Source organism: Hymenobacter sp. H14-R3 (genome assembly GCF_030063445.1).
Classification (GTDB): domain Bacteria; phylum Bacteroidota; class Bacteroidia; order Cytophagales; family Hymenobacteraceae; genus Hymenobacter.
Genome location: NZ_JASITD010000002.1, coordinates 128297 through 155209, shown reverse-complemented (window position 1 = coordinate 155209; position 26913 = coordinate 128297). Strand labels below are relative to the sequence as shown.

The window sequence follows — 26913 nt, the reverse complement described above, 5'->3', positions numbered from 1 at the left end:
CATGGATTTGCAAACAGTTGATATAGTGGTAATTGGCGCGGGGCAAAGCGGGCTGGCCGTGGGCTACTACCTGCGCCGGGCGGGCTACTCGTTTGCCCTGCTCGACGACCAGCCGCGGCCCGGCGGCGCGTGGCCCCACGGCTGGGATGCGCTGCACCTGTTTTCACCGGCCGAGGCCAACTCGCTGCCCGGCTGGCCCATGCCCCGCCCGGCCCCCGGCGGCCCCGAGTTCCCGCCCCGCGACGCGGTGGCAGCGTATCTCACTGACTACGAGCGCCGCTACGCGCTGCCCGTGCACCGGCCGGTGCGCGTGGCGGCGGTGGCGCGCGCCGGGGCCGGCTTCGTGGTGGCTACCGACCAGGGCAACTGGCAGGCGCGGGCCGTGGTGGCGGCCACCGGCTCGTGGGGCCAGCCCTTTATCCCTGAGTACGATGGCCGGGCGCTGTTCGGCGGCGAGCAGCTGCACTCGGCGCACTACCGCCGGGCGGCGGCCTTTGCCGGGCAGCGCGTGCTGGTGGTGGGCGGCGGCAACTCGGGGGCCCAGATTTTGGCCGACGTGTCGCGGGTGGCCCGCACCACCTGGGCCACCGAGCGCCCCCCGCGCCTGCTACCCGATGAGGTGGATGGGCGCGTGCTTTTCGCCCAGGCCACCCAGCGCTACCAGGCCGGCCCCGCGGCCAGCCCGCCCCCCAGCCTCGGCGACGTAGTGATGGTGCCCGAGGTGCGGGCGGCCCGTGCGCGCGGTGTGCTGCACAGCGTGCGCCCGCCGGCGCGCTTCACCGCCACCGGCGTGGTGTGGCCCGATGGCCGGTCCGAAGCGTTCGACGCCGTTATCTGGTGCACGGGCTTCCGGCCGGCGCTGGGCTTTTTGGGCGGGCTCGGGCTGGTGGGGCCCGATGGGCGCGTGGCCACGGCCGGCACCCGCGCCCTGGCGCTGCCGGGGCTTTGGCTGGTGGGCTACGGCAGCTGGACGGGCTTTGCCTCGGCCACGCTCATTGGGGTGGGCCGCTCGGCCCGCGCCACGGTGGTAGAAATTAAGGATTTTTTGGGCTAAGTAGTTGTTGGATAAATGCTTTTGAGAAGCAAGCGCGGTGCGCCGGCCCCCGCCCCGGCGCGCCACCCGCTTTCTTTGTGGCTCCCCCCGTGTCCCACTTGCCCTTGACTGCCGCCCCGCCCCGCATTGCCGTGCTCATTCCGGCCCACAACGAGGAGAAATCCATCGCATTGGTACTGAGTGAGATACCCACCGGCCTGGTGCAGGAAGTAGTGGTGGTAGACAATGCCTCGACCGATACCACCGCCGCCGCCGCCCGCGCCGCCGGGGCCACCGTAGTAGCCGAGCCGCGCCCCGGCTACGGCCAGGCCTGCCTGGCCGGGCTGGCCTACTACGCCGCCCAGCCCGCCGCCCAAACCCCGGAAATCATCGTGTTTCTGGACGGCGACCATTCCGATTTTCCCGAGGAAATGCCCGCCCTGCTGGCCCCCATCCTTAGCGGCGGGGCCGAGTTGGTTATCGGCTCGCGGGCGCTGGGCCAGCGCGAGCGTGGTGCCCTGCTACCCCAGCAGCGCTTCGGCAACTGGCTGGCCGCCTGGTTATTGCGCCTGCGCTACGGCGGCACCCACACCGACCTGGGCCCCTTCCGCGCCGTACGGGCCGACGCGCTGGCCCGCATCGGCATGGTGGATACCAACTACGGCTGGACGGTAGAAATGCAGGTGAAAGCCGCCCGCCTGGGCCTGCGCGTGGTCGAGGTGCCCGTGCGCTACCGCCGCCGCATCGGCGTGAGCAAGGTGTCGGGCACGGTGCGCGGCACCATTGGGGCCGGCTACAAGATTTTGTGGACGATTTTCAAGTACTGGTAGTACCGGTCCGGCCCGCCGGCTTTTTCAGCCGGCGGGCCGGTTGTCGTTGTTAGCAGCCGCGCTCTATTAATCTATAGAAACGAAAATCAGTTAGTAACCTACTGATAAGCAGTGCCTTAAATGAGGTGACGCAGTGAGGTGTAGCGCGGACTTTGTAGTCCGCAGCCCTGCGCCGGGAAAGCTAACCCATTGGTGCGGGACCGCGGACTACAAAGTCCGCGCTACACCTCACTGCGTAACAGCAGCATTAATCTACGACTGGTTGGCAACGAAAACTGGTCGGCCGGCTGAAAAAGCCGGCGGACCGGAGTAGGCGTCAATAGCTTTGCTTTTAGTTTTTTACGAACATTGTCCCTCTCTATTCTGCTTCGCCTCAGCCAGCTGCTGGCGCTGCTGCTCACGGGCGCAGCCTACTGGGGCCTGGCCTACGCCACGCCGCGGGCGCATTTTGGGCAGCTGGTACTGCTCTTTGCGGTGGCGGGCGCGGCCTACGCGTGGCTGCTGCACACGCGGCTGCCGCTACGCTGGGGGCTGGGCGCGGCGCTGGTGTTTCGGCTGCTGTGGCTGCCCGCCACCCCGGCGCTGAGCGACGATTTTTACCGCTTCCGCTGGGATGGCCTGCTGGCCAGCCACGGCCATAGCCCCTTTGCCGAAACGCCCCGGCAGCTGCTCCAGCACCCGCCCACCGACTCGGCCGCCCTGCCCCTGGGCGAGCTGCGCCGCCTGCTGCCGCACCTCAACTCGCCCACTTATTTCTCGGTGTATCCGCCCGTGGCCCAGGGCCTGTACCAGGTGGCCGCCGCGGTGTTTCCAACCTCCGAAACCGGCTTTCTGGTGGTGGTGCGCCTGGCCCTGCTGCTGGCCGATGCGGGCGCGGCAGCCCTGCTAATCTGGCTGTTGCCCCTGGCGGGCTGGCCCGCCCGCCGCGCCCTGGCCTACCTGCTGCACCCGCTGGTAGTGGTAGAAGTGGCCGGCAACGTGCACATGGAGGGCGTGGTAGTAGCCTTTTTGCTGCTAACGGGCGCCCTGCTAGTGCGCCGCCGCACCCGGCTGGCGGCCGGCGCGCTGGCCCTGGCGGTGGCCAGCAAGCTGCTGCCGCTGCTGGCCCTGCCGCTGCTGGCCCGGCAGCTGGGGCGGCGGCGCTTCCGGTGGTTTCTGGGCGTGCTGGCGGGCAGCCTGGGGCTCCTGTTTTTGCCCTACCTGTCGTGGAGTTTGCTGCTGCACATCGGCCTCAGCCTCGACTTATACTTCCAGAGCTTCGAGTTCAATGCCAGCATATTCTACCTGCTGCTGGGCCTGGGTAAATGGCTGACGGGCGTTGACTTGGTGGGGGGGCTGGGGCCGCTACTGGGGCTGGGCGCGGCGTACCTGGCTTTTGGGCTGGCGCGGCGAGCGGGCCGGCCTCGGCTGGCGGCGGTGCCGCAACTGCTGCTGCTCACGCTCAGCGGCTACTTCGCGCTGGCCACCATTGTGCACCCCTGGTACCTGGTGCCGCTGGTGGCGCTCAGCTGCTTCTCGCCCCTACGCTACGCGCGGGTGTGGGGCGGGCTGGCAATACTGTCCTATGCGGCCTACCGCACCACCGCATACACCGAAAGCGGTCTGTTGCTCACCCTCGAATATGGCATCGTGCTCGCCTGGGCCGCCTGGGAATGGGTGAATAGTGAGATGGTGAAGGAGTGAATTGATATGTTCAAGGGCGCATTATGGTGACCGCAATTCACTCACTCCTTCATCAACTCACTCCTTCGCCAGGTAGCCAGGTCCTGGGCCGAGTCTACGTCGTGCAGCGTGGGCAGCTGGGCCACGCGTAGGCCCAGGCGGGCGGCGTCGGCCAGGGTATCGGGCAGCACGGTGGCAGTGCTCCAGTCTTTGTTGGCGAATAGCTCGGCCTCCAACTTATTCATACCCAGCAGGTAGTAGCCGCCGTCGTCGGCCGGGCCTGCCACCAGGTCGTGGCTTAGTAGCTGGTCGAAAGCCTGTCGCAGCAGCTCCGTGCTCAGGCCGGGGCAATCGGTGCCGATAACAACCACCCGGCCCGCGCCCGCCGCGAAGGCTTCGCTAAAGGCCTGCGCCATACGCGCCCCGAGCGAGCCGGCGGCCGGCTGCACGCGCCAGGGCAGGCCGGGCCACTCGGGCCGGGGCTGGGTGGGGTCGCCCTCGGCCGGCGCTTCCGCCAGCCAAACGGTGGCGGGCACCTGCGCCACCGCCACGGCCGCCGCCGTCAGGGCCAGCAGCTCGCGGTACACGGCGAGCGCCGCCGCCTCCCCAATACCCGCCGCCAGCCGGGTTTTGACGCGGCCCAACACCGGCTCGCGGGCAAATATCAATAAGTGGCAGGCAGGCAGGGTAGGAGGGGGCATAGGAAGCGGTTTTTACTTGAAAAATAAGGGCGGCAAGCTACACCCAAGTGTAGGGTAAGCTTCAGCTTGCCACTACCACAACCGGGCAGCTAGCGCAGTTTAAGAGCTTGTGCATAGATAATTGAAAATTAAAACATATAAGTTAAAAATCTAATTATCAAGTTTTTAACTCATCATTTTTAATTCCTACCAGATGCGCGACGGCCATTACAGGCGAGCTGAAGCTTACCCTGCATTCCTATAACTTACCCTGCCGGATGAGCCGGCGGTAGAGCTGCACCAGGCGGCGCTGCGATACGCCCAAGCGGTAGAGCACCACGATAAGCGTAAAAATGCCTTGCAATCGAAACACCCCGTTAACCAGGTACTTACGCGCCGAGGTGGTGACCGCGCGGGGCAGCAGCCGAAACGGAGCCTGGGCCCGCAGGCGGCCCACAATTTCCTGGTCTTCCATCACCAGCAGGTCTTCGCGGTAGCCCCCGATGTGGCCAAACAGGCCGCGGCGCACCCACAGACTTTGGTCGCCGAAGCGTACGGCCGTGAAGGGCAACCGGGTGCACCAGGCGCTAAAGCGCAGAAACCAGTGCTGGTGGTCGAAGGCCAGCCGGTAGCAGCCCGCCCCATAGCCCTGCCCCACGGCCTGCCGCACTTCGGCCAGGAAGCCGGGCGGCGGGTAGGAGTCGGCGTGCAGGAAATACAGCATCTCGCCCCGCGCCTGCTGCGCGCCGTGGTTGAGCTGGGCGGCGCGGCCCTTGCGTGGGCTGGCCAGCACGGTAGCCCCGGCCTGCCGGGCCAGCTGCACGGTAGCGTCGGTGCTGCCCCCGTCTACCACCAGCACCTCCGGCGCGGGCTCGCCGGCCGTGGCCTGGCGCAGGTAGGCCAGCAAGGCCACAATGGCCTCCGCTTCGTTGTAGGTGGGAATGATGATGCTGAAGCTCAGCTCAGCGCCCGGCGGGTAATGGGGAGCCAACGCACTACTGGCCGGCCCCGTCGAAAAAAGCATACGCATAGCACCCACAACGGAACAACGGCGGCCCGCCTGGGCCAGTAGGTACGCCGGGGCGCGGCGGGCGTTGTGCCAACCGGCCAAACAGTGCGGGGCCGGCCAGCTACCTCGCCCCCAATTGCGTAGGGTTTCTGCTACTTCCTTGCTGGCCCATCACATCGCTTTTTTCGGTTTCAAATTTCTTCCTCAAATGCTTCCCGCGGGAGATTGAGGCTGAGAAACGGTGGTTTTGCGGGCTGCAAGGTAGCCGCCGCTGCTACTTGGTAGGTAGCGCGCGCGCCAGGCCCGACCTTTGCGCCATGCACCTTACCGCCACCACCCAGTTTGGCCTCGAAGAAGTCCTGGTAGACGAACTGCGCCAGCTTGGCGCCACCATCGAATACGTGGGCAGCCGCGCCGTCGAGTTTAGCGGCGACAAAAAGCTCCTCTACAACACCATTCTCTGGAGCCGCACGGCCATGCGCCTGCTGCGCCCCTTCGCCGATTTTTATGCCCGCGACGAGCAGGCGCTCTACGACCAGGTGGGCGAGATTGACTGGAGCCGCTTCATCGGCCCCGGCCAAACATTTGCCATCACGGCCGTGGTCAACAAGTCGAGCTTCGAGCACTCGCTCTACGTGGCCCAGCTCACCAAAGACGCCATTGTGGACCAGTTTCGGGCCCGCACCGGCGAGCGCCCCAGCATCGACACCCGCAACCCCGACATCCGCATTCACCTGCGCATGCTCGAAAACGACGTCATTTTGAGCCTCGACGCGGCCGGCGACTCGCTGCACCGCCGCGGCTACCGCCAGGCCACCAACGATGCCCCGCTTAATGAGGTGCTGGCCGCCGGCCTCATCCTGCTCAGCGGCTGGGACCAGAAAAGCCCGCTCATCGACCCCATGTGCGGCTCGGCCACCATCCTCACCGAGGCCGGCCTCATTGCCCAGCGCATCGCGCCCGGCCTGTTTCATCAGGGTAAATTTGGCTTTGAAAACTGGGCCGACTTCGACGCCGACTTGTGGCAGCAGCTGCGCGAAGAGGCCAAGGCCCAGCGCATGGAGGAGCCGCAGGCCTACCTGGCCGGCTCCGACCTCGACCCCCGCGTGATTGACCAGGCCGCCCAGAACATCGAAGCCGCCGGCCTCGATGAGTGCATCCGCCTGAGCGTGCGCGACGTGCGCGATGCCCAGCCGCCGCAGGGCCAGGAGCCCGGCCTCGTCATCACCAACCCGCCCTACGGCGAGCGGATAGGGGAGGAGGCCCAGATGGACGCGCTCTACAAAACTATTGGCGACGCGCTGAAGACGAATTTTCAGGGCTACGAGGCCTTCATTTTCACCGGCAACCTGGAGGCTGCCAAGGCCATTGGCCTGAAGGTATCGCGCCGCATCCCGCTCTTCAACGGCCCGATTGACTGCCGCCTGCTGAAGTATGAGCTGTATCGGGGTTCGCGTCGCGCCCCCGCCCCGGCGGCCGACGAAGCGTAGGCCAGCGCCAGGGTAAACGGAGCATCCAGTAAAAATAGGGAGCTGAAAGTCAGTCAGTAATTGGCTTATTTTCAGCTCCCTTGTAGCTTTTTGGGGAGATATGCCGTAAGAGCGTCCTTCATACAGGTACATTTTTTCTTCTCATGTTTCAATTCTGGAAAAGCGCTTCGGCGCGCTGGGCCGCGCCGGTAGCGGCCCTGGGTCTGCTGGCCGCTTGCAGCAGCAGCCAAACCACCGGAACTTCCTCGGTCACTGCCACCAGCGACCCGGCTACCGCCCCCGCCCCCGCCGATAGCGCCGCCACCAGCCAGCCCATGGCCGTGAAGCCCAGCGCCCCCGCGCCCGCCTGGGGCACCGGCCTGCACCCCGAGATGCAAGCCGTTATCGAGCAGCTCACTGCCCTGAGTGGCCCCACGCCCATGGCCAAGCTGACGCCCCAGGAGGCCCGCAAGGCCCCCAGCGCCACCGACGCGGCCATGGCCACAATGCAGAAATTCAGCATCCCCACGCCGCCCGCCACCGCCGACACCATGAGCCGCGTGGTAATGCCCGGCGTGAAGGTGCGCATCTACACGCCCAAGGGTGCCACGGGCCCGCTGCCGGTTATCGTGTACTACCACGGCGGCGGCTGGGTAATTGCCAATCTCGACACCTATGACCCGTCGGTGCGCGCCCTCGTCGAGCAGACGGGTGCCATCGTTGTGTCGGTGGCCTACCGCCAGGGGCCGGAGAATAAATTTCCGACCGCCCACAACGACAGCTTCGCCGCCTACCAGTGGACGCTCAAAAACGCCGCCGGCTTCAGGGGCGACCCCGCCCGCGTAGCCGTGGCCGGCGAGAGCGCCGGCGGTAACCTGGCCTGCGCCGTGAGCCTGATGGCCCGCGATAAAAAAGTGGCCCTGCCCAAGCACCAGCTGCTCGTGTACCCCATCGCGGGCTACGACCTGAACACGCCCTCGTACCTGGCCAATACGCAGACCAAGCCGCTCAATAAAGACCTGATGGCCTGGTTCTTCCAGTACTACCTGCGTACCCCCGCCGATGGTAAGAACCCGCTTATCGACCTCGTGCACGCCAACCTGAAAGGCCTGCCGCCCACCACCCTCATCACCGACCAGTACGACCCCCTGATGAGTGAGGGCAAAATGCTGGCCGACAACCTACAAAAAGCCGGCGTAGCCGTGAAGTACCAGAACTACGCCGGGGTAACGCACGAGTTCTTCGGCATGGCCGCCGTGGTGCCCGAGGCCAAAGAAGCCCAGGCGCTGGCCAGCGGCGAACTAAAAAATGCGCTGGGCAAGTAAGCTAACCTTAGCAAGTTTGTTACTAAAAACGGCACCCCAGCGGGTGCCGTTTTTTTATGGCCCACGTTTTTCAGCAACTAGCAAGGCCTCTGCCAGCGGTTTAGCAACGGCGTGGTACCTGGCCGGGCGCGGCTGGTTGGGGCCGCCTGGTGAGGTTGGCTAAATTCTTTGGAACTTCGTGTGGCCGATTGTTATTTTAATCTTTCGACCGAAGTGCCTTATGCCCGCTACCACCGCCCCCGCCGTTTCCCTTACCGCCGCCCGCCAGGCACTCAAGCGCTACTACGGCTACGATAATTTCCGGCCCATGCAGGGCGATATCATCCAGAGCATTCTGGGTGGCCAGGATACCGTGGTGCTCATGCCCACCGGCGGTGGCAAGTCGGTCTGCTTTCAGATTCCGGCCGTGGTATCGGAGGGCGTGTGCGTGGTGGTTTCGCCGCTCATTGCGCTTATGAAGGACCAGGTAGAGGCCCTGAAAGCCAACGGCATAGTGGCTGCCTACATCAACAGCAGCGTGGGCCAGAGCGAGGCCAGCGACATCTCGCGCGCCGCCCTCAGCGGCCACCTCAAGCTGCTCTACGTGAGCCCCGAAAAGCTGCTGAGCGATGGCTTTATGCAGTTTCTTACGCGGCTCAACGTTAGCATGTTTGCCATTGACGAGGCGCACTGTATTTCGAGCTGGGGCCACGATTTCCGGCCCGAGTACACGCAGCTGGGCGCGCTGCGGCAGCAGTTTCCCAGCGTGCCCATCATCGCGCTTACGGCCACGGCCGACCGCCTCACGCAGCGCGACATCAAAACGCAGCTCAACCTGCACGAGCCCCAGGTGTTCCTGTCCAGCTTCGACCGGCCCAATATCAACCTCGTGGTGCGCCCCGGCCAGGACCGCATCGGGCAGATTCTGGACTTCATTGGCCGCCACCCCAACGATGCGGGCATCATCTACTGCCTCTCGCGCAAGAGCTGCGAAACGGTGGCCCAAAAGCTTCAGCAAAAGGGGATTAAGGCCGGCTACTACCACGCCGGCATGACGCCTAACCAGCGCGCCGAGGCCCAGGAGAAGTTTTTGCAGGACGATATGCAGGTCATTGTGGCCACCATCGCCTTCGGCATGGGCATCGACAAGAGCAACGTGCGCTGGGTGATGCACTACAACCTGCCCAAAAATATCGAGGGCTACTACCAGGAAATCGGCCGCGCCGGCCGCGACGGCACTGATGCCACCGCGCTGCTCTTCTACAGCTTCGCCGACGTGATGTCGATGCGCGACATGGTGACCAAGGACGTGCCCCAGCGCCAGGCTCAGCTCAACACCGCCAAGCTGGAGCGCATGCAGCAGTTTGCCGAGGCCGCCAGCTGCCGCCGCCGCATTTTGCTGCACTATTTCTCGGAAGACCTGGGCCACGACTGCGGCAACTGCGACATCTGCCGCAACCCGCCCACCACCTTCGACGGCACCCTGCTGGCCCAGAAGGCGCTCTCGGCCAGCACCCGCGCCCAGCAGCGCGTGGCCATCAACTTACTCATTGATATTCTGCGCGGTATGCGCAACCAGGCCGTGCTGCAAGGCGGCTACGACCAGCTCAAAACCTACGGCGCGGGCCAGGACCTGCCCTACCTCGACTGGTACAGCTACGTGCACCAGATGCTGAACGACGGCCTCTTTTACATCGCCTACGAGGAAGGCTACGCCCTCAAAATAACCGAGCGCGGCCAGCAGGTGCTGAAGGGCCAGTTGCCCGTATCACTCAAAAAATTCCAGGTGGCTGAGAAGGCTGATAAGCAAACCCGCGCCACTAAAAAAGCCGCCGCCGATGCCGCCGCGGCCGGCGCCGGCACCCCCGAGGCCCGGCTATTCGAGCGCCTGCGCCAGCTGCGCAAGCAAATTGCCGACGAGCAGGGCGTGCCGCCCTACGTGGTATTTACCGATACCACGCTGCAAGAAATGGCGCGCGAGCAGCCCACCAGCCGCATCGCCATGCTCTCGGTATCGGGCGTAGGCATGAAGAAATTTGAAACCTACGGCGAGGCGTTTATCGAAGCCATTTTGCAGCACGGCCCGCCCCGCGCCGTGCCCGATGCCATAGATGACTCGCTCAACGTGCCGCCCTTCAGCGAGGACGACTACACGCCCGGCCCCCGCGCGGCGGCCCAGAAAAAGACCGACCGCGACGTAAACGACAGCGAGGACCAAACCTTCCAGCTGCACCGCCAAGGTCTTAAGCCTGAGCAGATTGCCGAGCAGCGCAACCTGGCCCTCAGCACCGTGAAAAGCCACCTGGAGCGCGCCTATACCAAAGGCCTCGACCTGCGCATGCAGGATTTCCTCTCCGATTCACAATTGGCTGAAATTGCGGCGGCCCGCGCCCAGCTCGGCGGCGCGCCCGCCCTGCGTGACCTGTTTGACCACCTGCGCGAAAAGTACGACTACTTCCAGCTGCGGCTGGCGGGCATTCGGGCGCAGCGTGGGCGGCAGGGCTAAGGGGCTACCCAAGTAGGCCACCCAACGGCATCCGGGCGCAGCGCGGGCGGTAGCAGTGAGCTGTGCTACAGCGTATCAGCCTCCGTATCCTCGGCCGGGTGGGAGTGCTGCCACTCGTCGTAGTTTTTTTTCAAGCCCCACAGCGCGCCAAGCAGTACCACGGCCAGCACGAGCCCTACGGTCACACCCACGAATAAAAAGGCGATAAAAGCCACGATGATGGCATAGATACGCAGTCCTACCTTCTTGTATTCGTCCTCATACAGCTTGTAGGCAGTGAGCCGAAAACCCAGGTAAGCGGCCCACAGCAGCAAGGCCCAGGATACTATGGAGAGGGCCACGCCTGGCTGCACAAACGTGGCTAATATGCTGATTAACAAGCCTAAGCTTGAGAGCACAAGGGCAATGATGGCAGAAATGCGGAGCGTAGCGGGTTTAAACATCTGCCAAGGGCAAAGTGGAAAGGTGTTGCAAAGTACTCGCGCCATGCTATACATGGTGATACTGGGTATGCTGCACTATTTTTAGCATCGTCTCAACAATTCCCACCCCGTTAGCGTTGGCAAGTCTAATGGAATTAGTAACTTGCGGCCAGTGTTGCCAGTATTGTGCGTCGCGCCCCCTCCGCGTTGGGTTTTTCTTCCCCTGTCTTTCCTAACCGTTATGATTAATACCAACCTCAAGTTCTGGCGTCGCGAGCTGAGCCTGACGCAAGCCCAACTAGCTGACAAGCTGGGCATTAAGCGCTCTTTGGTGGGCGCGTATGAAGAAGGCCGCGCCGAGCCGCGCCTGGCCACGCTCGTCAACATGGCGCGGCTCTTCAATATTCCGCTTGACTCGCTGGCTACCACCGACTTTACCAAGCGCAAGAACGCCAAAACGGCCGCCGCCCTGCGCGAAGCCGGCCCCCTCGACGATACCCTGCCCGAAGACAAGCCCCTGCGCATCCTGGCCATCACGGTGGGCCCCGACGACCGCGAAAACATCGAGCTGGTACCCCTGAAAGCCGCTGCCGGCTACCTCAACGGCTACGCCGACCGCGAATTTATTGAAGAGCTGCCCCGCTTTCGGTTGCCCATGCTCACGAGCACCGGCACGTTTCGGGCCTTCGAAATCGCCGGCGACTCTATGCTGCCGCTGGTCAGCGGCACCACCATCGTGGGCCGCTACGTCGACGACTGGGCTACCATCAAGGATGGCAGCCCGTGCATCGTGGTGAGCCAGAAGGATGGCATCGTATTCAAGCGCGTGTATAACAAGCTGAAGCAGAGCGCTATGTTTGCCCTGCAATCGGACAACCCGCTGTACTCGCCCTACGACGTGAAGGCGGAGGACGTGCTCGAAATCTGGGAAGCCAAGAGCTATATCAGCAGCGCCTTCCCCATCGGGGGCGTGTCGCTGGAGCACCTGGCCAGTATGGTCCTCGACCTCACGCAGCAGGTGAAGATGATGCAATTGCAGCGGGCGTAACGCCGCCAGCAGCAGGCGCAAAAAATGCCTGTCATGCTGAGCTTGCGAAGCACCTTATCACGTTTGAACGACTTGTTCTGGCGTAATAAGGTGCTTCGCAAGCTCAGCATGACAGGCATTTTTTGCGCCTGCTGTGCTATTTCAACTGCATTTCCTCTATAATGCTTTTGATTTTAGCCTCGCCTTTTTTGTGCGTCATCTCATAGTCAGCGATGGAAGCCAGCGGCTCCTTCACGCTGAAGTAGAACTTGATTTTGGGCTCGGTGCCGCTGGGGCGGGCCGATACTTTGTCGCCGGCGGCCGTGATGAATTGCAGCACGTTGGAGCTTTCCACGCCGGTGCTTTCCTCTACCTTCGTGGTGAGGTGGTGAATCTTACCGGTCTGGTAATCACGAATTTCCACTACCGGCGAGCCGCTGAGCGTGGTGGGTGGGTTTTTGCGCAGCTCCACCATCATCTCCTGAATTTCCTCGGCCCCGCGCTGGCCTTTTTTGGTGAGCGAGATGAGGTCTTCGACGTATAGGCCGTATTCGGCGTACATTTTCTGCATCTCCTCGTAGAGCGTGCGGCCCTGGTTTTTAGCTACGGCGGCCATCTCGGCCACCAGCGCGCAGGCCGTTACGGCATCTTTATCGCGCACGAAATCGCCGATGAGGAAGCCGTAGCTTTCCTCACCACCGCAGATGTAATTCTCCTTACCCGCCAAGTCGCGGATGAGGCCGGCGATATATTTGAAACCCGTGAGCGTGCGGTACGACTTCACGTTGTAGCGGCTGGCGATGTCGCCCAGGATTTCGCTCGTTACGATGGTGTACACAATGAAGTCGTTGGGCTGGGCCTTGCCCGCTTGCGCCCGGGCCGATAAGATGTAGTGCGTGAGTAGCGCGGCCGTCTGGTTGCCGTTGAGCAGTACCCACTCGCCCTTGTTGTTTTTCACGCCCACGCCCACGCGGTCGGCGTCGGGGTCGGTGGCGAGTACGATATCGGCGTTCTGTGCCTTGGCCTGGTCGAGGGCCATTTGCATGGCCGGCTTCTCTTCGGGGTTGGGCGACTGCACAGTGGGAAAATTACCATCGGGCTGGGCCTGGGCCGCTACCACGCTCACGTTGGTGAAGCCAAACTCGGCCAGGGCCGGTGGCACCAGCGTAATGCCCGAGCCGTGAATGGGCGTGTACACAATGCCCAAATCGTGCTGCTGCTGAATGGCGGCGGGGTTGATGCTCAGCTTCTTCACTTCAGCCAGGTAGGCATCGTCCACCTCCTTGCCAATGAGGTGAATGAGGCTGGGGTTGCCTTCAAATTTCACTTCGTCGGGGCTGGTGATGCGGTTCACCTCCGTAATAATATTCTTATCGTGCGGGGCTACCACCTGCGAGCCATCGTTCCAGTACACCTTGTAGCCGTTGTACTCCTTGGGGTTGTGCGAAGCCGTGATAACGCAGCCGCTTTGGCAGCCCAGGTACCGGATGGCAAACGACAGCGCCGGCGTAGGCCGCAGGCTATCAAACAGATAGGCCGTAATACCGTTGCCCGAAAAAATGTTGGCCACCGTTTCGGCAAACAGGCGCGAGTTGTTGCGCGAGTCGTGGGCGATAGCTACCTTGATTTCCTGGTTGGGGAAGCTCAGCTTCAGGTAGTTGCAGAGGCCCTGGGTGGCCATGCCCAGCGTGTAGCGGTTCATGCGGTTCGAGCCCGCGCCCATGATGCCGCGCAGGCCGCCCGTGCCAAATTCCAACGAGCGGTAGAAGGCGTCGTTGAGCTGGTCGTCCTGGTGGGTGTCAACGAGCTGTTTGATTTCGGCCTGGGTAGCAGCGTCGTAAGCGGGCGTGAGCCAGGTGTTGATGCGCTGCTGAACGTCGGGGGCAAGGGGCATGGGAAGTAGGAGTTAGGAAAGGCGGTGTCGCACAAAAGTAAAGACGCCACGGGGCGTCTTTATAGGGTAATGCTTACGGGGAGTGGCGGCCGAAGTTGAGGCCCGCGGCGCGGGCGCGGGCTTACTGGCCCGCCGCAGTTTCTTCGCGTAGCTGCACGCCGTAGCGCTTGGCAAAGGCTTCGAGCTGGCCGCGCAGTACGGCCAGGCGGCGGGTGCCCTTCACCTCGCGCATGTTGAGCACGTGAATGTCGCCATCCTTGAGGCGCACCCGCAGCTGGCGGGGCAGCAACTCCAGCTGGCTCATGCTTTCGGCGGCAAACACCTGCTTGGCCCGAAACAAGCCCGCCTTGTGCACCAGGTAGCCGGGGGCAAACTCGAAATAGCTTTGGGTGCCGAAAATCGGCGCATTGTGCACCAGAATAAAGCCCAGGTACACGACGCAAAAGCCCAGGAAAACGTAGCTCAGCCAGTAAAAATCCTGGGTGTCGGGCGAGTTACGCAGCATCAAAACGGCGTAGGCGATGGCAAAAAGTGCCAGCGAAACCTGCACCCCAAACGAGAGGCGCGAAGAGTTGGCGGGGCGAAGGCGAATGCGGGTAGTACCAGTGGGCATGGGGCAAAAGTAGTGGGTAATGGTTAATGGTTAGTGAGCAATGAGTTAACCTTCTATTAGTTAAGATATTAAGCCCCTTCCTCACTAACCATTCCTCCCTGATTATTACGCCCTAACGCAGTCTTCAAGTCGTTGCTCCAGTCCGATGGCGCAGCCAGCCGACCAGTTATCGCGTGAACGATGGCCGAACGGTGCCCGCGTCAGCCGGTAGGCCGGCTGCACCAACGGACCAGAGCAACTTAACAAACCGCGGTAATGACGCCCTACGCCAGCTTGGCTTCGAGCGTCATTTCGGGCACCGCGCTCAGCAGCTTCGATACCGGGCAGTTGGCCTTGGCAAACTCGGCGTGCCTCTGGAAGTCTTCGGGCGTGATGTTGCCACCGGTTACGTGGCCCTCGGTGCTCACGTGGATTTTGGTGATGAAGGGCGGGTTCTGGCTGGGGTCGAGCGTCACGGTTGAGGTCGTGGTGATGCTTTCTACGGTGTGGCCGTGCTGGCCCAGGATATTAGTCAGAAACATGGTGTAGCAGCCGGCGTGGGCCGCGCCAATCAGCTCCTCGGGGTTGGTACCTTTCTGGCCCTCAAAGCGCGAGCCGGTAGAGTACGTAGCGTCCACTACCCCGCTTTTGGTGGTGATGGTGCCGTGGCCTTTGATGTCACCCTGCCACTCGGCTTTGCCAAATTGATTAATCATGGGAGTTTTGAAAAGAAGAAAAGAATAAAAAACATTCACCGGCCGTAAGCCAGCAGCTTTGCAGGCGCGAAAGCTTTGTTTAAGTCCGGTGCCCGCAAAGCTAAACAGGATAAGCTGCTCAGTACGCTGCCTGCTGGCCAAATTTTTTCGATAGCTGGCCAGTACTCTGCTATTACGTGCGAAAAGTCGCCCCAACCACTAGCGTGCCGTCTATTTTTGCCAGTCATGGGAATTAAAGCCGCTTTGAGCCGCCCGCTGGCGGCCTACACCTTGCACCGCTACCGCCAGTGGCAGCGCAACCCCGCCGCCGCGCAGCGGCGCCTGCTGGGCGAGTTGGCCCGCACGGCTGCCAGCACCGCCTTTGGCCGGGCCCACGACCTGGCCGCCGTGCGCACGCCCGCCGACCTGGCCGCCCGCGTGCCCATCCGCGACTACGAGGCCCTCAAGCCGTATTTTGACCGCATGAAGGCCGGCGAGGCCGACGTGCTGTGGCCCGGCCGCCCGCTGTACCTGGCCAAAACCAGCGGCACCACCAGCGGGGCCAAGTACATCCCCATTACCCAGGCCAGCATTGGCAACCACATCAACGGGGCCAAGGACGCGCTGCTGCACTACGTGGCCGCCACCGGCCGCGCCCGCTTTCTCGATGGTAAGCTGATTTTCCTGTCCGGCTCGCCCGAGCTGGAAATGGTGGGCGGCATCCCCACGGGCCGGCTCTCGGGTATCGTCAACCACCACGTGCCAAGCTACTTGCGCCGCAACCAGCTGCCCAGCTACGCCACCAATTGCATCGAGGATTGGGAAACCAAGCTCGACGCCATCGTGGCTGAAACGCTGGGGCAGGATATGACCCTCATCTCGGGCATTCCGCCCTGGGTGCAGATGTATTTCGACCGCCTCACGGCCCGCACCGGCCGGCCGGTGGGGGAGGTGTTTCCGCAGTTCGACCTCTTCGTATCGGGTGGCGTGAGCATGGAGCCCTACCGCGCCCGCCTAATAGAAAGCATTGGTAGGCAAATAGATAGCATCGAGCTCTTCCCAGCCTCCGAAGGCTTCCTTGCGTTTCAGGACCAGCCCGGCAATCCCGGTCTGCTACTGCGCCTGGACAGTGGCATCTTCTTCGAGTTTGTGCCTGCCGAGCGCTTTTTCGAGGAGACCCCGCCCCGCCTCACCATCGCCGAAGTCGAGCTGGATAAGCAGTACGCCGTAGTGCTCACTTCCAACGCCGGCCTGTGGGCCTACTCGCTCGGCGACACCGTGCGCTTCGTCAGTTTGCATCCGCACCGCGTAGTGGTCACGGGCCGCATCAAGCATTTCCTCTCGGCCTTCGGCGAGCACGTTATCGGCGAAGAAGTAGAGGCTGCCCTGCGCGAAGCTATCCGCCAGCACCCCGAAGCCGAGGTCACCGAATTCACCGTGGCCCCGCTCGTGAGCGAGGACAAAGCCCAGCCCTCGCGCCACGAGTGGCTGGTAGAATTTGCCCAGCCCCCACGCGATGCCGCCAGCTTCGCCGCCGCACTGGATGCTAGCCTGCGCCAGCGCAATACGTATTACGACGACTTGCGTCAAGGTAATATATTGACCAGCTTGCAGTTGACTCAGCTGCCCGCTGGGGCTTTCCGGCGGTATATGAAAAGCGTGGGCAAGCTGGGCGGGCAGAATAAGGTGCCGCGTTTGGGCAACGACCGGACGCTGGCGGAGGGGTTGTTAAACAACAGCTTAACGAGCTGGTAGTATGAATTTTAGCGTGTTTACGTTCGTGCCCGTCTGTCTTGGTTTAGCGTACTGGTGGTACCAGTACACTAAAAAATCAGCCAATACTATCGAAAAATCGGGTTACCATGCATGGGCTATATTCAGGAGTTATCGCAAAGATTATGTGCGGGTTGCGGGTAGTTGGCACTGTCTGGATTATCCTTATGTGGAGTATAAAAGTGCAGAGGGAGAAATGGTGTTTGAGCGTCTCAAATATGCGGAAAGCAATGGGCGGTTGTTGGAAATCGGCGACGAAATAGAAGTGGTGCGCTACGACGAGATTCTCTACTACCGGGCTGCCTTGCATCCAAACTATGAATGGTCCTACGTACTATGGCTAGCAGCAACAGTGGGTGCTTTGGCCGCGTTGGGCGGCTTAGCCAATTATTTCACAAAAAATAAGTGACTCACGGTAAAAAAAATCGCGCAGGTTTTCGTAGAAATATGGTGCGTCCAGCCCTGCGAAAACCTGCGCTTCAACATCCCAAAACCCTGCGTGAAACTCGTTTAAAAAACCGCCTTCGTAATGGCAAAGCGCGGCGAGGTGGCCGTGTACGGGTACAGTACAAATGCCTCCGTGCCATTGCGGCGGGCGATGGTGGTGGCGCTCACGGCCCCCGTGGCGAAGCTGCCGGTGGGGGCGGTAGTAGCCCAGGCGTTGGTGCTGGCCATGCGGAAAACGGTGTTTTGGCTGCCCGCTACTACTAGCAGGGTGTTGTTGTCGAGCAGCAGCAGGCCGTCGGCGCCCACCAGGCTCTGGGTGGTGGTTACGGTGGTGAAGCCGGTGGGGTTGGCGAGGGGTACTTTATACAGCGTGCCATCGCTGGTCTTGGCCGTCAGCAGGTAGCCATCGGGGTGAAACACGATGCCATTGAGCCCGAAACCGGTGCCGCCGCTCAGCTGCGGGTTTTCCAGAAAAACCGTGGCCACGCCCTGCGCATCCACCTTGTAGATGATGGGCGAGAGGCTGTCGGTGATGTAGGCGTTGCCCTGGGTGTCGACGGCAATGTGCGGCAGCGTGGGCCGCAGCGCCCCCAAATCGACGTAGCTGAGCAGCGCGCCGCTGCTGGGATTAAAGATGGCGAGGGCCGCCAGCTTGCGCAGCGTAGTGGCCGTGGAACGGGCGGTGTTGACGCCAATATCCGACACGGCGGCCAGCAGGCGCTGGCGGGTACCGTCGAGGTTCAGGCCGATGGTCGAAACCAGCCGGGGGTCGTCAGCGAGCTGGGTGTAGGTGCTGTCGTCGCGCACGGTGCCGATGCGGCCCTGGGTGCGCGAGCTCACAATAAAGCGCTTATTGGTTTCATCATACTGAATGCCCTCGGGCGAGAGTGCCCGCTGCGGCACCGTTATTTTGGCGGGGGTGGGCACCGCAATGGGGTAGTCTTGCTTAGAGCAGCCTGGCAACAGGCCCAGCAAACCCACTGCTAAGGCCGCCAGGCCCACCACGCGCGGTAAGGCAGCTGACCCAGTGCGAGCCGACAGGAAAAAGGAAGTCATAAAAAATTGATTTTGATGAATAAATAATAAAGTAGTGGCTTGTACGGCGGGTGGTCCAGAAAGCTGCCGGCCCAGCCTAGTTCAAGGCAATAAAATAATAAATAACTGATAATGAGCTATTAACATCCGAAATTACCCGCCAGCCGCGGCCGAAGCTACATTTGCCCAAGGCGCTTGCGTGCCTAGGTAGGGCCATTGCAGCTGGATTTTCCTGACCATTTCCCCATTCGCCAACGCCTCATGCGCATCACCTTCGACCTGAACAATACCCTGATTTGGGGCGAATACCACTTTGCGCTGAAAGCGCCGAAACGCAAGCTTTGGGCATGGCTGCTGGGCAAGGAATCGCTGCGGGCAGGCACTGTGGAGCTGTGTGAGTTTTGCCGGGCTCAGGGCTGGGAACTGTGGGTATACACCACCTCGTACCGCAGCGCGGGCTACATCCGGCGGCTATTTTGGCTGCACGGTATTCGCCTCCATGGAGTAGTGAACCAGGCGCGGCACAACCGCGAGGTGAGGGTGCGCAGCACTAAATACCCGCCGCAGTTTGGGATTGATTTGCTGATTGACGACTCGGAGGGCGTGCGAATAGAAGCCGAGCGCTACGGCTTCAACATGCTGGTAATCAGTCCCACCGATGCCGGGTGGGTGGCCAAGGTGCAGGCCCGCCTGTAATGCCAGCCGGCCGGGCCGCGATACAGTTGCCCAGCGGCTGTGCGCCTTACATTTACGCCGCCAACTTACGCGCCCGTGCCATGAGCAACATGATTCAATTCGTCGCTAATTACGACGACCTGTCCACCGACAAAGGTTTTCAGTTTAAGTTTCATTGCGACCAGTGCCGCAACGGCTATATGTCTCGTTTTCAGCCCAATGCGATTGGCATTGCCGGCAGCTTGCTGAGCGCGGCGGGCAACTTTTTTGGCGGCTTGGGTGGGATGCAGAACGCGGCCTACCAGATTCAGCAGGCTGTGGGTGGCAAGGCCCACGACGAGGCCCTGGAAACGGCCGTGGCTGAGGGTAAGAAAAATTTCAAGCAGTGCACGCGCTGCGGCCACTGGGTGTGCCCCGATGTGTGCTGGAACCACAGCGCCGGCCTTTGCGAAGCCTGCGCCCCCGACGAGCACGAGGAGCTGCGGGCCCAGCAGTCGCAGGCCGCCCGCGAGCAGATTCGCACCAAAACCCGCGCCACCGACTACACCCAAGACCTCGATTTTTTTGGCCGCGGTACCCTCGTGCAGTGCCCCAACTGCCAGGCCAAGCTCGCGGCCGGCCAAAAGTTTTGCCCCAGCTGCGGCATCGCCAACCCCGCCGCCAAAACCCAGGAGCGGTTTTGCGCCGGCTGCGGCACCAGCCTCAAGCCCGAGCAGAAATTTTGTGCTGAGTGCGGCACCAAAAACTAGGCCCGCCGCCCGTGGCCGGGCCCGGCGGGGCCAGCAATTGGTTGGCCGCAAGCCACTTACCGAGTAGCTTGCGGCCGTGGCCCGGCGCGTAGCACCCCCGCCGGGCCACGGCGCGTATGGAAATCCCGTATCCCGCCCTGGCCGCTGCCGCCCTCACCTGGAAATACGCCGGGCGATGCTTAAAAAGCACTCATTACTCAAATTATTGATGAGAAATTCTGCCGTACTACTCAGTCATTTATTTCCTGTGTAAAACCAACGGAAAGCGTGCGTGTCGAGGAGCAGTCGCGTTAAGTATATTATTGTAAATACTATACCTGTCTATTAAAATCATTCGTTATGATAATGAGCCCATTACCAGCCCCAAACTGCCGTTTCGCCAGCGGCGGTTGCTGCTTCTGCACCTTCGTTTTCAAAAAGGTTACAAAATCCTGCACCTCCTCCTGGAGGTTGGGTGGGAGGGAATCAATTTCTTCTAAAAGCTGGGTATTAGATATTTAAATTTGCTTTAAATTGTAGAAATATCATTGCCACTCAATAACCCAGTCAGTTTCTGCAAAGTAATGAATAAGGTTTTTCTTCTTTTCTAGCCAGTCGTTACCGCCGCCATCCTTACTAAAGTACAGAATAAAATAACCGCCGGTTTCGCCCGCCGAGTCATTTACAACTTCAATAGTCCAGCCAAGATATTCTCCGTTGGTAATTTTACCCTTGCGGCCAATATAATAACCGGGGTCAAGCATAGCTACGCCAATTCAAACTGCAACCGCAGCAAATTGGCGTACAGCCCACCCTCACGGTCGCTCAATTCCTCGTGCGAGCCGGCTTCCACAATGCGGCCACCGTCAATCACTAAAATCTTGTCCACCTTGCGGATAGTCGAAAGGCGGTGGGCGATGATGAGGCTGGTGCGGTGCTGCATCAGCTCATCGAGGGCGCCCTGCACCAGCTTTTCGCTCTCGCTATCGAGCGAGGAGGTGGCTTCGTCGAGAATGAGGATGGCGGGGTTTTTCAGGATGGCGCGGGCGATGGCCACGCGCTGGCGCTGCCCGCCCGACAGCTTGATGCCGCGGTCGCCCACCACCGTATCGAGGCCCTCGGGGAAGGCCGAAATAAACTGCCAGGTATTGGCGCGCTGGGCGGCTTCAATGATTTCGGCCTCGGTGGCGCCGGGCTTGCCGTAGGCGATGTTCTCGCGGATGGTGCCGCCGAAAAGCAGCGTTTCCTGGGGCACGATGCCGATGTGGCGGCGCAGGCTGGTGAGGTCGTAGTCCTTTACGTCGTGACCATCGACCACGATGCGGCCGCCGCTGAGCGGGTAAAACTGCATGAGCAAGCCGGCAATTGTGCTTTTGCCCGCGCCGCTGGGGCCCACGAGCGCGATTTTCTCGCCCGATTTAATGTGGAAGTCAATGTCTTGCAGCACGGCCACGTCGGGCCGGGTGGGGTAGCGGAAGGCCACGTGCTCGTAGCGAATGTCGCCCTTAATCTGGCTGGGCACCAGGCCGATAGCTGGCTCCAGGTGCGTGGGCTCGGGCGTTTCGTCCAGTATTTCCAGAATGCGCTCGCTCGCGCCCAGCGTGCTCTGCACCTTGCCGTAGAGCTCACCCAGCCCCGCCACCGAGGCCCCGATGTACACCGTGTAGAGCAGGAACGACACTAACTGGCCGATATTGAGGTGGTTGGGGTCGGTTATGGGCGTGTGTACCAGCGTAGCGCCGCGCCACAGCACCAGAATAATACCCCCAAACAGGCCGATAATCACGAACGACACGAAGCCGCCGCGGTAGAGGTTGCTTTGCAGCGCCGCCTGCACCACCTTGCGCAGCGAGGTGGTGTAGCGCCCAATTTCAAACTGCTCATTGGTGAACGCCTTCACCGAATTGATGGCTTGCAGGGTTTCCTCCACAATGGTGTTGGTGTGGGCCAGCTCCTGCTGCACCGTCTTGGCCAGGGTGCGGATTTTGCGCCCGAACAGGCCCGCTACCAGCACGATGGGCGGAAACGTGACCAGCATAAATACCGACAGCTTCCACGACACAAACATGATGAAGGCCAGGCCCGCCACCAGCGTAAATATCTGCCGAAACAGCTCGGCCAGCGTCAGCGAAAACGAGTCCTGAATCTGGGCTACGTCGCTGGTAATGCGCGAGGTGATGGCCCCCACGCGGTTTTGCTCGAAAAACGGAATGGGCAGCTGCACGAACTTAGCGTAGAGCGCCTGCCGGATGTCGCGCACCGTGAACTCGCTCACCTGCGTAAAAAACCAGATGCGCCCGAACGAAAACACGCCCTGCAATATCGTTACCAGAAACAGCCCCAACGCAATGTGGTTGATATCCAGCACCATACCGCCGGGCAGCGTGAAGGGCTTGTCGGTGGCCGCATCCACCAGCTTGCCGCCTATCCACGGAAATGACATGGTGCTGAGGCTGCTGAGCACCAGCAGCACCATGCCCACCGCAAACTTGCCCCGGTAGGGCAGCACGTAGCGAAAAATCCGCAGGCTGCGCTTGAGCGACTCTTTGTTAACTTTTGGTTTGGGTAGGTCGGCGGTTGCGTCGTTGCCGCTGGTATTCAGTCCACTTCTTGCCATAATTCAATCGGGCCGGCGAGGGGCCGGCCGGCTTATATACTAGACGCAAACAAGTCAAAATTGCTTTGAACTGTTTGCTAAACTTCTACAAAAGAACGTCATGCTTCGCCGGCGTCCACGCCGCTGAGCACAACGTTTTTACTTAGTAATCAACCTGAGCTACCAGCCAGCGCAACACCCAGGGGAGTTTCGCATCAGCCGGCCGACCGGTTGTCGTTGACAAATGCGGGCCGACTAGTTGTTAGTAAAAAGGTCACCCGCCCAGTCATCATTAAAAAACGCGGGCCGCCCCGTTACTACTGAAAATCAAGCGCCTACCAGAATAAACCGGTCGGCCGGCCCACGCCGGCCGGCTGGCGAGCGCCAAAACCTAGTTCAGCCCCGGCGCGTCCTTGGCCGAGCGCGGCACCTTGCGGTCGTTCTCAAACTTGACCACGCCCGCGTTGTCGAACGGCACGGGTACTTGTACCATTATGGGCACCGGCACGCCGCGCCGGGTGGCGGGCTGCCAGGCCGGCAGGGCCTGCACCACGCGCAGGGCCTCGGCGTTGCACTCGGGCGTTAAGCCCTTGGCAATGATGGGGTTGGTGAGCTTGCCGTCGGTGCCCACGGTGGCGGTCACGAGCACGTCGCCGGTCACGCGGGCCTGCTTGGCTTTCACCGGAATCTTCACATTTTGGGTGAAGAACTCGCCCATGGCCTCCTCGCCGCCCGGAAACTCTGGCGCGTGGTCGGGGCGGTTGTCGGCCCCGCCGCCGGCTTGCAGCTTCATGTTGCCGGGCGCGAGCACGATGGGGGCCTTGGCCGCCGGGGCGGGCCTGGTTTGGGCCAGGGTAGCCAGGGGCGCGGCCAGGGCCAGCAGAAATAAGCTAAAACGCATAGAATCAATAGGAAATGAAAAGTACGGGTGCTGCCAAAAGCGGCTACCCACACCCCAAGTTAGGACAATTGCGGGGCGGCTTCGGTTCGGTCGCCGGGCCGCGAAATCAAGAGTAGCCCCAGGTAGATGAGCGCGCCATTGAGCAGCAAAATCTCGAAGCCGAACTTATAGCCGCCCAGCCACTGCACCGAGTGCGACACGATGAGGTAGGTGAGGGCCACGCCCGCCACGCAGGTGGGTAGCACCAGCCGTTCGTGCAGCCGCCGGGTGGTGAAAATACCGAACGCAAACAACCCCAGCAGCGGCCCATAGGTGAAGCCGGCCGCCTTGTACACGGCATCAATCAGGCTTTGCTCGTTGAGGGCTCGGAAAATGAGGATAATCACAATCAGCACTATCGACCAGCCCATGTGCGTGAGCTGGCGCAGCTGCGTTTGCTTGGCCTCCGAATACTGCTTAATATCCAGAAAATCAATGCAAAACGACGTGGTGAGGGCCGTCATGGCCGAGTCGGCGGAGGCGTAGGTAACGGCGATAATGCCCAGAATAAAGATGATGCCCGCCGCCAGCGAAAACTGCGTGGTGGCCAGAAACGGGAACACCTTGTCGGTATCGAGGGTACCCTTCACGTTGAGCAGCTGCGGCAGGTGGGCCAGGTCGAGGCCCCGTGCGGCGGCGTATTTATACAGCAGCACGCCCAGCGTGAGAAACAAGATATTGACGCTCACGATGACGGGCGTGAACCAGAACAGGTTTTTCTGGGCCTCGCCGAGGCTGCGGCAGCTCAGGTTTTTTTGCATCAAATCCTGGTCGAGGCCGGTCATCACGATGGTGATAAACATGCCGGAGGCAAACTGCTTCCAGAAAAACTTATCATCCCGAAAATCAGCGAAATACACCTGCGACATGGGGCTGTCGTGCACCGTGCTAATGAGCTGCTTGAAGGAATAATTGAGCGCATCCGACATGAAGTAGATGCTCAACCCCACGCAGCTCAGCATGGCCATCGTCTGGAAGGTATCAGTCCAGAGAATAGTCTTGAGCCCACCCTTAAACGTGTAGAGGTAGATGAATAAAATACTGACCACCACCGTGATGGAGAACGGTACGCCCATCGAATCGAACACCGCCAGTTGCAACACGCCCGCCACCAGGTACAGCCGCAGGGCCGAGCCCAGCGAGCGCGAAATCAGAAAAAACAGCGCCCCCGTTTTGTAGCTCCAGTAGCCAAAGCGCTGCTCCAGGTATGAGTAAATACTCACCAATTGCAGCCGATAATAGAGCGGCAGCAGCACGGTGCCAATCACCACGTAGCCCGCCACAAAGCCCAGGGCCACAGCCAGGTAGCTCCAGCTTTTGCCATACACATTGCCCGGCACCGAGATGAATGTGACGCCCGAAAGCGAGGTGCCAATCATGGCGAAGGCCACCATGTACCAGGGCGCGTTGCGGTTGGCAATAAAAAAGCTTTCGCTCGTGGCCTTGCGCGAGGTGAGTATCGCAATAATGATGAGCACGGCGAAGTAGCCGGCAATCAAACTCAGAATAAGGGTTGGCGACATGTTGTTGGCTGTTAGCTATTGGCTGCTAGCTGTTAGCTTTTTATACCAGTCCAATAAGCCGACAAAGCTAAAAGCTATTGGCGCTTAACCGCTAGCCTGGTCCAGGGTTGAGAAAGCTAACAGCTAGCAGCCAACAGCTAACAGCCAAAAAAACCTATTCCCACTTCGTCCAGTCGAGCACTTCGCCCACGGCGGGGGCGTGCAGCTCGCCGCGCAGCAGGCCGCCGGCCGCCACCTCCGTAAGCAGGCGCAGGGGCTCGGAGGCGGGCTCATCGCTGAGGTCGAAGGTGCCGTGGTGCATGGGCACCACGTGGCCGGCGCGCAGCACGTTGGCCGCCTTGGCGGCCTCGTGGGGGTTTTGGTGGCTCTGGTGCATCATAAACGGCGGCTTGTAGGCCCCGATGGGCATGAGCGCAATGTCGATGGGCCCAAACGTCTGTTCAATCTGCTCGAAGTGGTCGGCGTAGCTCGTGTCGCCGGCGAAGTAGATAACCCGGTCCTCCGTCTTGATTAAAAAGCTGCCCCACAGCACTTTATTAAGGTCAAATACCCAGCGGCGGTGCCAGTGGTCGGCCGGCAGGAAGTAAATTTCGAAGGGCGCGGCCGGCCCCAGGTCAAACTGCTGCCACCAACCGGCCTCCTGCACCGGCAGGGTGGGGGCCATGCCGCGCAGCAGCGCGGCCGTGCCCAGCGCCGAGAGAGCCTTCATCTGCGGGTTTTGTGTGGCTAAGAGCTTGATAGTCTGCTCGTCCATGTGGTCGCGGTGGCCGTGCGAGAGCAGCAGGTAGTCGATATTGCGCACATCGGTGGGCTGGCAGGGCAGCGCGTGGCGGTGGCGCAGCGCTACTGAGCTAAACAGCACGGGGTCAAGCAGTAAGCTCACGCCCGCAATGCGCAGCAGAAAGCACGAGTGGCCCAGCCACACCAGCATGTCATCGGTCGAGAAAAAAGCTTCGGCGCAGGGCACCACGCGGGGTGCCCAGGTGTCGCGCTTCTTTTCCTCCTTCTGGGGGTTGGCCGTGAGCTGCCAGCGCAGCAGGGTGCTCAGCTGCGGCTCGTAGAGCGTGTCGCCGTTGCAGTATTCGGCGCCGATGAGCTTGTTGCCCAGGTAGCCGGGGCGAATGGTGCGCAGCGCCTCGTTGCGGCGGTAGTGAATGGAAGCAGACATAAAGGCAGGCAAAGCAAATGGCACAAATCGGCCGCAAAGTTGTTATAGTACCGTCGTTGTCGGCCAAAGTTCGTAAGTTGAGCTGCACAACGCCTTTCATCTGCCTAACTACCTTTTTTCATGAGCGATAACCAATTTTCGCCCGGCCGGTCCACTGCCCATCAGCTCTCCGCTGAGGATGCCGCCCGGATTCAGGCCAATTTCTTTGCCCAAGTCTACGGCTGGATGGCCGCCGGCCTGGCCCTCACCGGGGGCGTGGCCATGTTTGCCGCCGGCACGCCCGCCATCACCGATTTTATCTTCGGTACCAAGTTCGTGTTCTTCGGCCTCATCATCCTGGAGCTGGTGATTGTGGGCTTCCTATCGGCCCGCATCTTTCAGTGGAGCCGCACGCAGGTGCAGGCTGCTTTCATCGGCTACGCGCTACTTAATGGCCTCACGCTGAGTGTGATATTCTTGGCCTACACGGCCAGCTCCATCGCCTCCACCTTCTTCACCACGGCCATTATGTTTGGGGTGATGAGCGCCTTCGGCTACTTCACCAAGTCGGACCTGTCGGGCTGGGGCAAGCTGCTGAGCATGGCTCTAATCGGCCTGGTTATCGCCATGGTAGTCAACATGTTCTGGGGTAATTCGACGTTGAATCTGCTTGTGTCGTTCATCGGCGTCATCCTCTTCACCGCCCTCGCCGCCTACGATACGCAGAAGCTCAAGCAGCTGGCCTTCCTGGGCGTAACCGAAGGCGAGGATGTGCACGACAAGGCGTCCATCCTGGGTGCCCTCACGCTGTACCTCGACTTTGTGAATCTGTTCTTATTCCTGCTGCGCTTCTTCGGTCGTCGCCGTTAGGCTGCAAGTAATCAGTTAGTTAAAAGGCCGCGCCCAAAATTTGGGCGTGGCCTTTT

25 protein-coding genes are annotated in these 26913 nt (G+C 61.3%); 12 read left to right on the top strand and 13 right to left on the bottom strand.

Annotated elements, in window-relative coordinates; genetic code table 11:
* Position 1 precedes the first annotated feature (1 nt).
* The 3 genes from QMK33_RS02685 (at position 2) to QMK33_RS02675 (ending at position 3546) form a co-directional block, all read left to right on the top strand.
* Entirely contained in the window at positions 2–1054 is a 1053-nt protein-coding gene (locus QMK33_RS02685; RefSeq protein WP_283563005.1) for an ArsO family NAD(P)H-dependent flavin-containing monooxygenase, read from the top strand.
* Positions 1055–1143: 89 nt separating this feature from the next.
* Positions 1144–1863, top strand: coding sequence for a glycosyltransferase family 2 protein (locus QMK33_RS02680; RefSeq protein WP_283563004.1), 720 nt, complete (start codon positions 1144–1146; stop codon positions 1861–1863).
* 348 nt (positions 1864–2211) lie between these two features.
* Positions 2212–3546: an MptA/MptB family glycosyltransferase gene (locus QMK33_RS02675; protein WP_283563003.1), complete on the top strand. Its 1335-nt coding sequence runs from the start codon at positions 2212–2214 to the stop codon at positions 3544–3546.
* A gap of 41 nt (positions 3547–3587) precedes the next feature.
* On the opposite strand, the gene QMK33_RS02670 is transcribed toward QMK33_RS02675, so the two are convergent.
* Positions 3588–4226, bottom strand: coding sequence for a TIGR04282 family arsenosugar biosynthesis glycosyltransferase (locus QMK33_RS02670; RefSeq protein ID WP_283563002.1), 639 nt, complete (start codon positions 4224–4226; stop codon positions 3588–3590).
* A 238-nt stretch (positions 4227–4464) separates the two neighbouring features.
* The gene (locus tag QMK33_RS02665; RefSeq protein ID WP_283563001.1) at positions 4465–5235 is read right to left on the bottom strand and encodes a TIGR04283 family arsenosugar biosynthesis glycosyltransferase; all 771 of its coding nucleotides are present in this window, start codon (positions 5233–5235) and stop codon (positions 4465–4467) included.
* Between the two features lie 296 nt (positions 5236–5531).
* Between QMK33_RS02665 and QMK33_RS02660 the strand changes: the two genes are divergently transcribed.
* From QMK33_RS02660 to recQ, 3 genes are all read left to right on the top strand, one after another.
* Positions 5532–6704, top strand: a complete 1173-nt coding sequence (locus QMK33_RS02660; protein ID WP_283563000.1) for a THUMP domain-containing class I SAM-dependent RNA methyltransferase — start codon at positions 5532–5534, stop codon at positions 6702–6704.
* A 143-nt stretch (positions 6705–6847) separates the two neighbouring features.
* Complete coding sequence (locus tag QMK33_RS02655) at positions 6848–8008, top strand: alpha/beta hydrolase fold domain-containing protein (protein ID WP_283562999.1); 1161 nt, start codon at positions 6848–6850, stop codon at positions 8006–8008.
* 220 nt (positions 8009–8228) lie between these two features.
* On the top strand, positions 8229–10493 hold the full coding sequence (gene recQ / locus QMK33_RS02650; RefSeq protein WP_283562998.1) for a DNA helicase RecQ: 2265 nt from the start codon (positions 8229–8231) through the stop codon (positions 10491–10493).
* Positions 10494–10558: 65 nt separating this feature from the next.
* On the opposite strand, the gene QMK33_RS02645 is transcribed toward recQ, so the two are convergent.
* Positions 10559–10936: a hypothetical protein gene (locus QMK33_RS02645; RefSeq protein ID WP_283562997.1), complete on the bottom strand. Its 378-nt coding sequence runs from the start codon at positions 10934–10936 to the stop codon at positions 10559–10561.
* A gap of 220 nt (positions 10937–11156) precedes the next feature.
* On the opposite strand from QMK33_RS02645, the gene QMK33_RS02640 reads away from it, so the two are divergent.
* The gene (locus QMK33_RS02640) at positions 11157–11963 is read left to right on the top strand and encodes an XRE family transcriptional regulator (protein WP_283562996.1); all 807 of its coding nucleotides are present in this window, start codon (positions 11157–11159) and stop codon (positions 11961–11963) included.
* A gap of 136 nt (positions 11964–12099) precedes the next feature.
* Here QMK33_RS02640 and QMK33_RS02635 read toward each other — a convergent pair whose 3' ends face one another.
* The 3 genes from QMK33_RS02635 to QMK33_RS02625 form a co-directional block, all read right to left on the bottom strand.
* A complete protein-coding gene (locus tag QMK33_RS02635; RefSeq protein WP_283562995.1) occupies positions 12100–13836 on the bottom strand; it encodes a phospho-sugar mutase in 1737 nt (578 codons plus the stop codon).
* 121 nt (positions 13837–13957) lie between these two features.
* Positions 13958–14449 carry a hypothetical protein gene (locus QMK33_RS02630; RefSeq protein ID WP_283562994.1) on the bottom strand — a complete coding sequence of 164 codons (492 nt, stop codon included), beginning with the start codon at positions 14447–14449 and terminating at the stop codon, positions 13958–13960.
* A gap of 263 nt (positions 14450–14712) precedes the next feature.
* Positions 14713–15144 (bottom strand): OsmC family peroxiredoxin, encoded by a 432-nt coding sequence (locus QMK33_RS02625; protein WP_283562993.1) that lies wholly within the window; start codon positions 15142–15144, stop codon positions 14713–14715.
* Positions 15145–15369: 225 nt separating this feature from the next.
* On the opposite strand from QMK33_RS02625, the gene QMK33_RS02620 reads away from it, so the two are divergent.
* On the top strand, positions 15370–16878 hold the full coding sequence (locus QMK33_RS02620; RefSeq protein ID WP_283562992.1) for a GH3 auxin-responsive promoter family protein: 1509 nt from the start codon (positions 15370–15372) through the stop codon (positions 16876–16878).
* 1 nt (position 16879) lies between these two features.
* Complete coding sequence (locus tag QMK33_RS02615) at positions 16880–17305, top strand: hypothetical protein (protein WP_283562991.1); 426 nt, start codon at positions 16880–16882, stop codon at positions 17303–17305.
* Between the two features lie 101 nt (positions 17306–17406).
* On the opposite strand, the gene QMK33_RS02610 is transcribed toward QMK33_RS02615, so the two are convergent.
* On the bottom strand, positions 17407–18399 hold the full coding sequence (locus QMK33_RS02610) for a hypothetical protein (protein WP_283562990.1): 993 nt from the start codon (positions 18397–18399) through the stop codon (positions 17407–17409).
* Between the two features lie 195 nt (positions 18400–18594).
* Between QMK33_RS02610 and QMK33_RS02605 the strand changes: the two genes are divergently transcribed.
* Together QMK33_RS02605 and QMK33_RS02600 are read left to right on the top strand one after the other, a co-directional pair.
* Entirely contained in the window at positions 18595–19074 is a 480-nt protein-coding gene (locus tag QMK33_RS02605; RefSeq protein ID WP_283562989.1) for a hypothetical protein, read from the top strand.
* Between the two features lie 80 nt (positions 19075–19154).
* Positions 19155–19802: a zinc ribbon domain-containing protein gene (locus QMK33_RS02600; RefSeq protein WP_283562988.1), complete on the top strand. Its 648-nt coding sequence runs from the start codon at positions 19155–19157 to the stop codon at positions 19800–19802.
* A gap of 311 nt (positions 19803–20113) precedes the next feature.
* Here QMK33_RS02600 and QMK33_RS02595 read toward each other — a convergent pair whose 3' ends face one another.
* The 6 genes from QMK33_RS02595 to QMK33_RS02570 all read right to left on the bottom strand — a co-directional run bounded on the left by QMK33_RS02595 (position 20114) and on the right by QMK33_RS02570 (position 26008).
* Positions 20114–20299: a DUF2281 domain-containing protein gene (locus QMK33_RS02595; protein ID WP_283563201.1), complete on the bottom strand. Its 186-nt coding sequence runs from the start codon at positions 20297–20299 to the stop codon at positions 20114–20116.
* Between the two features lie 27 nt (positions 20300–20326).
* Positions 20327–20545 (bottom strand): hypothetical protein, encoded by a 219-nt coding sequence (locus QMK33_RS02590; RefSeq protein WP_283562987.1) that lies wholly within the window; start codon positions 20543–20545, stop codon positions 20327–20329.
* Between the two features lie 2 nt (positions 20546–20547).
* On the bottom strand, positions 20548–22398 hold the full coding sequence (locus QMK33_RS02585; protein WP_283562986.1) for an ABC transporter ATP-binding protein: 1851 nt from the start codon (positions 22396–22398) through the stop codon (positions 20548–20550).
* A 370-nt stretch (positions 22399–22768) separates the two neighbouring features.
* Positions 22769–23278, bottom strand: a complete 510-nt coding sequence (locus QMK33_RS02580; RefSeq protein ID WP_283562985.1) for an energy transducer TonB — start codon at positions 23276–23278, stop codon at positions 22769–22771.
* Positions 23279–23337: 59 nt separating this feature from the next.
* Positions 23338–24840, bottom strand: a complete 1503-nt coding sequence (locus QMK33_RS02575) for a sodium:solute symporter (protein ID WP_283562984.1) — start codon at positions 24838–24840, stop codon at positions 23338–23340.
* A 154-nt stretch (positions 24841–24994) separates the two neighbouring features.
* Positions 24995–26008, bottom strand: a complete 1014-nt coding sequence (locus QMK33_RS02570) for an MBL fold metallo-hydrolase (protein WP_283562983.1) — start codon at positions 26006–26008, stop codon at positions 24995–24997.
* Positions 26009–26128: 120 nt separating this feature from the next.
* Here QMK33_RS02570 and QMK33_RS02565 point away from each other — a divergent pair, with 120 nt between their 5' ends.
* A complete protein-coding gene (locus QMK33_RS02565) occupies positions 26129–26857 on the top strand; it encodes a Bax inhibitor-1/YccA family protein (RefSeq protein ID WP_283562982.1) in 729 nt (242 codons plus the stop codon).
* The last annotated feature ends 56 nt before the right edge of the window (positions 26858–26913 follow it).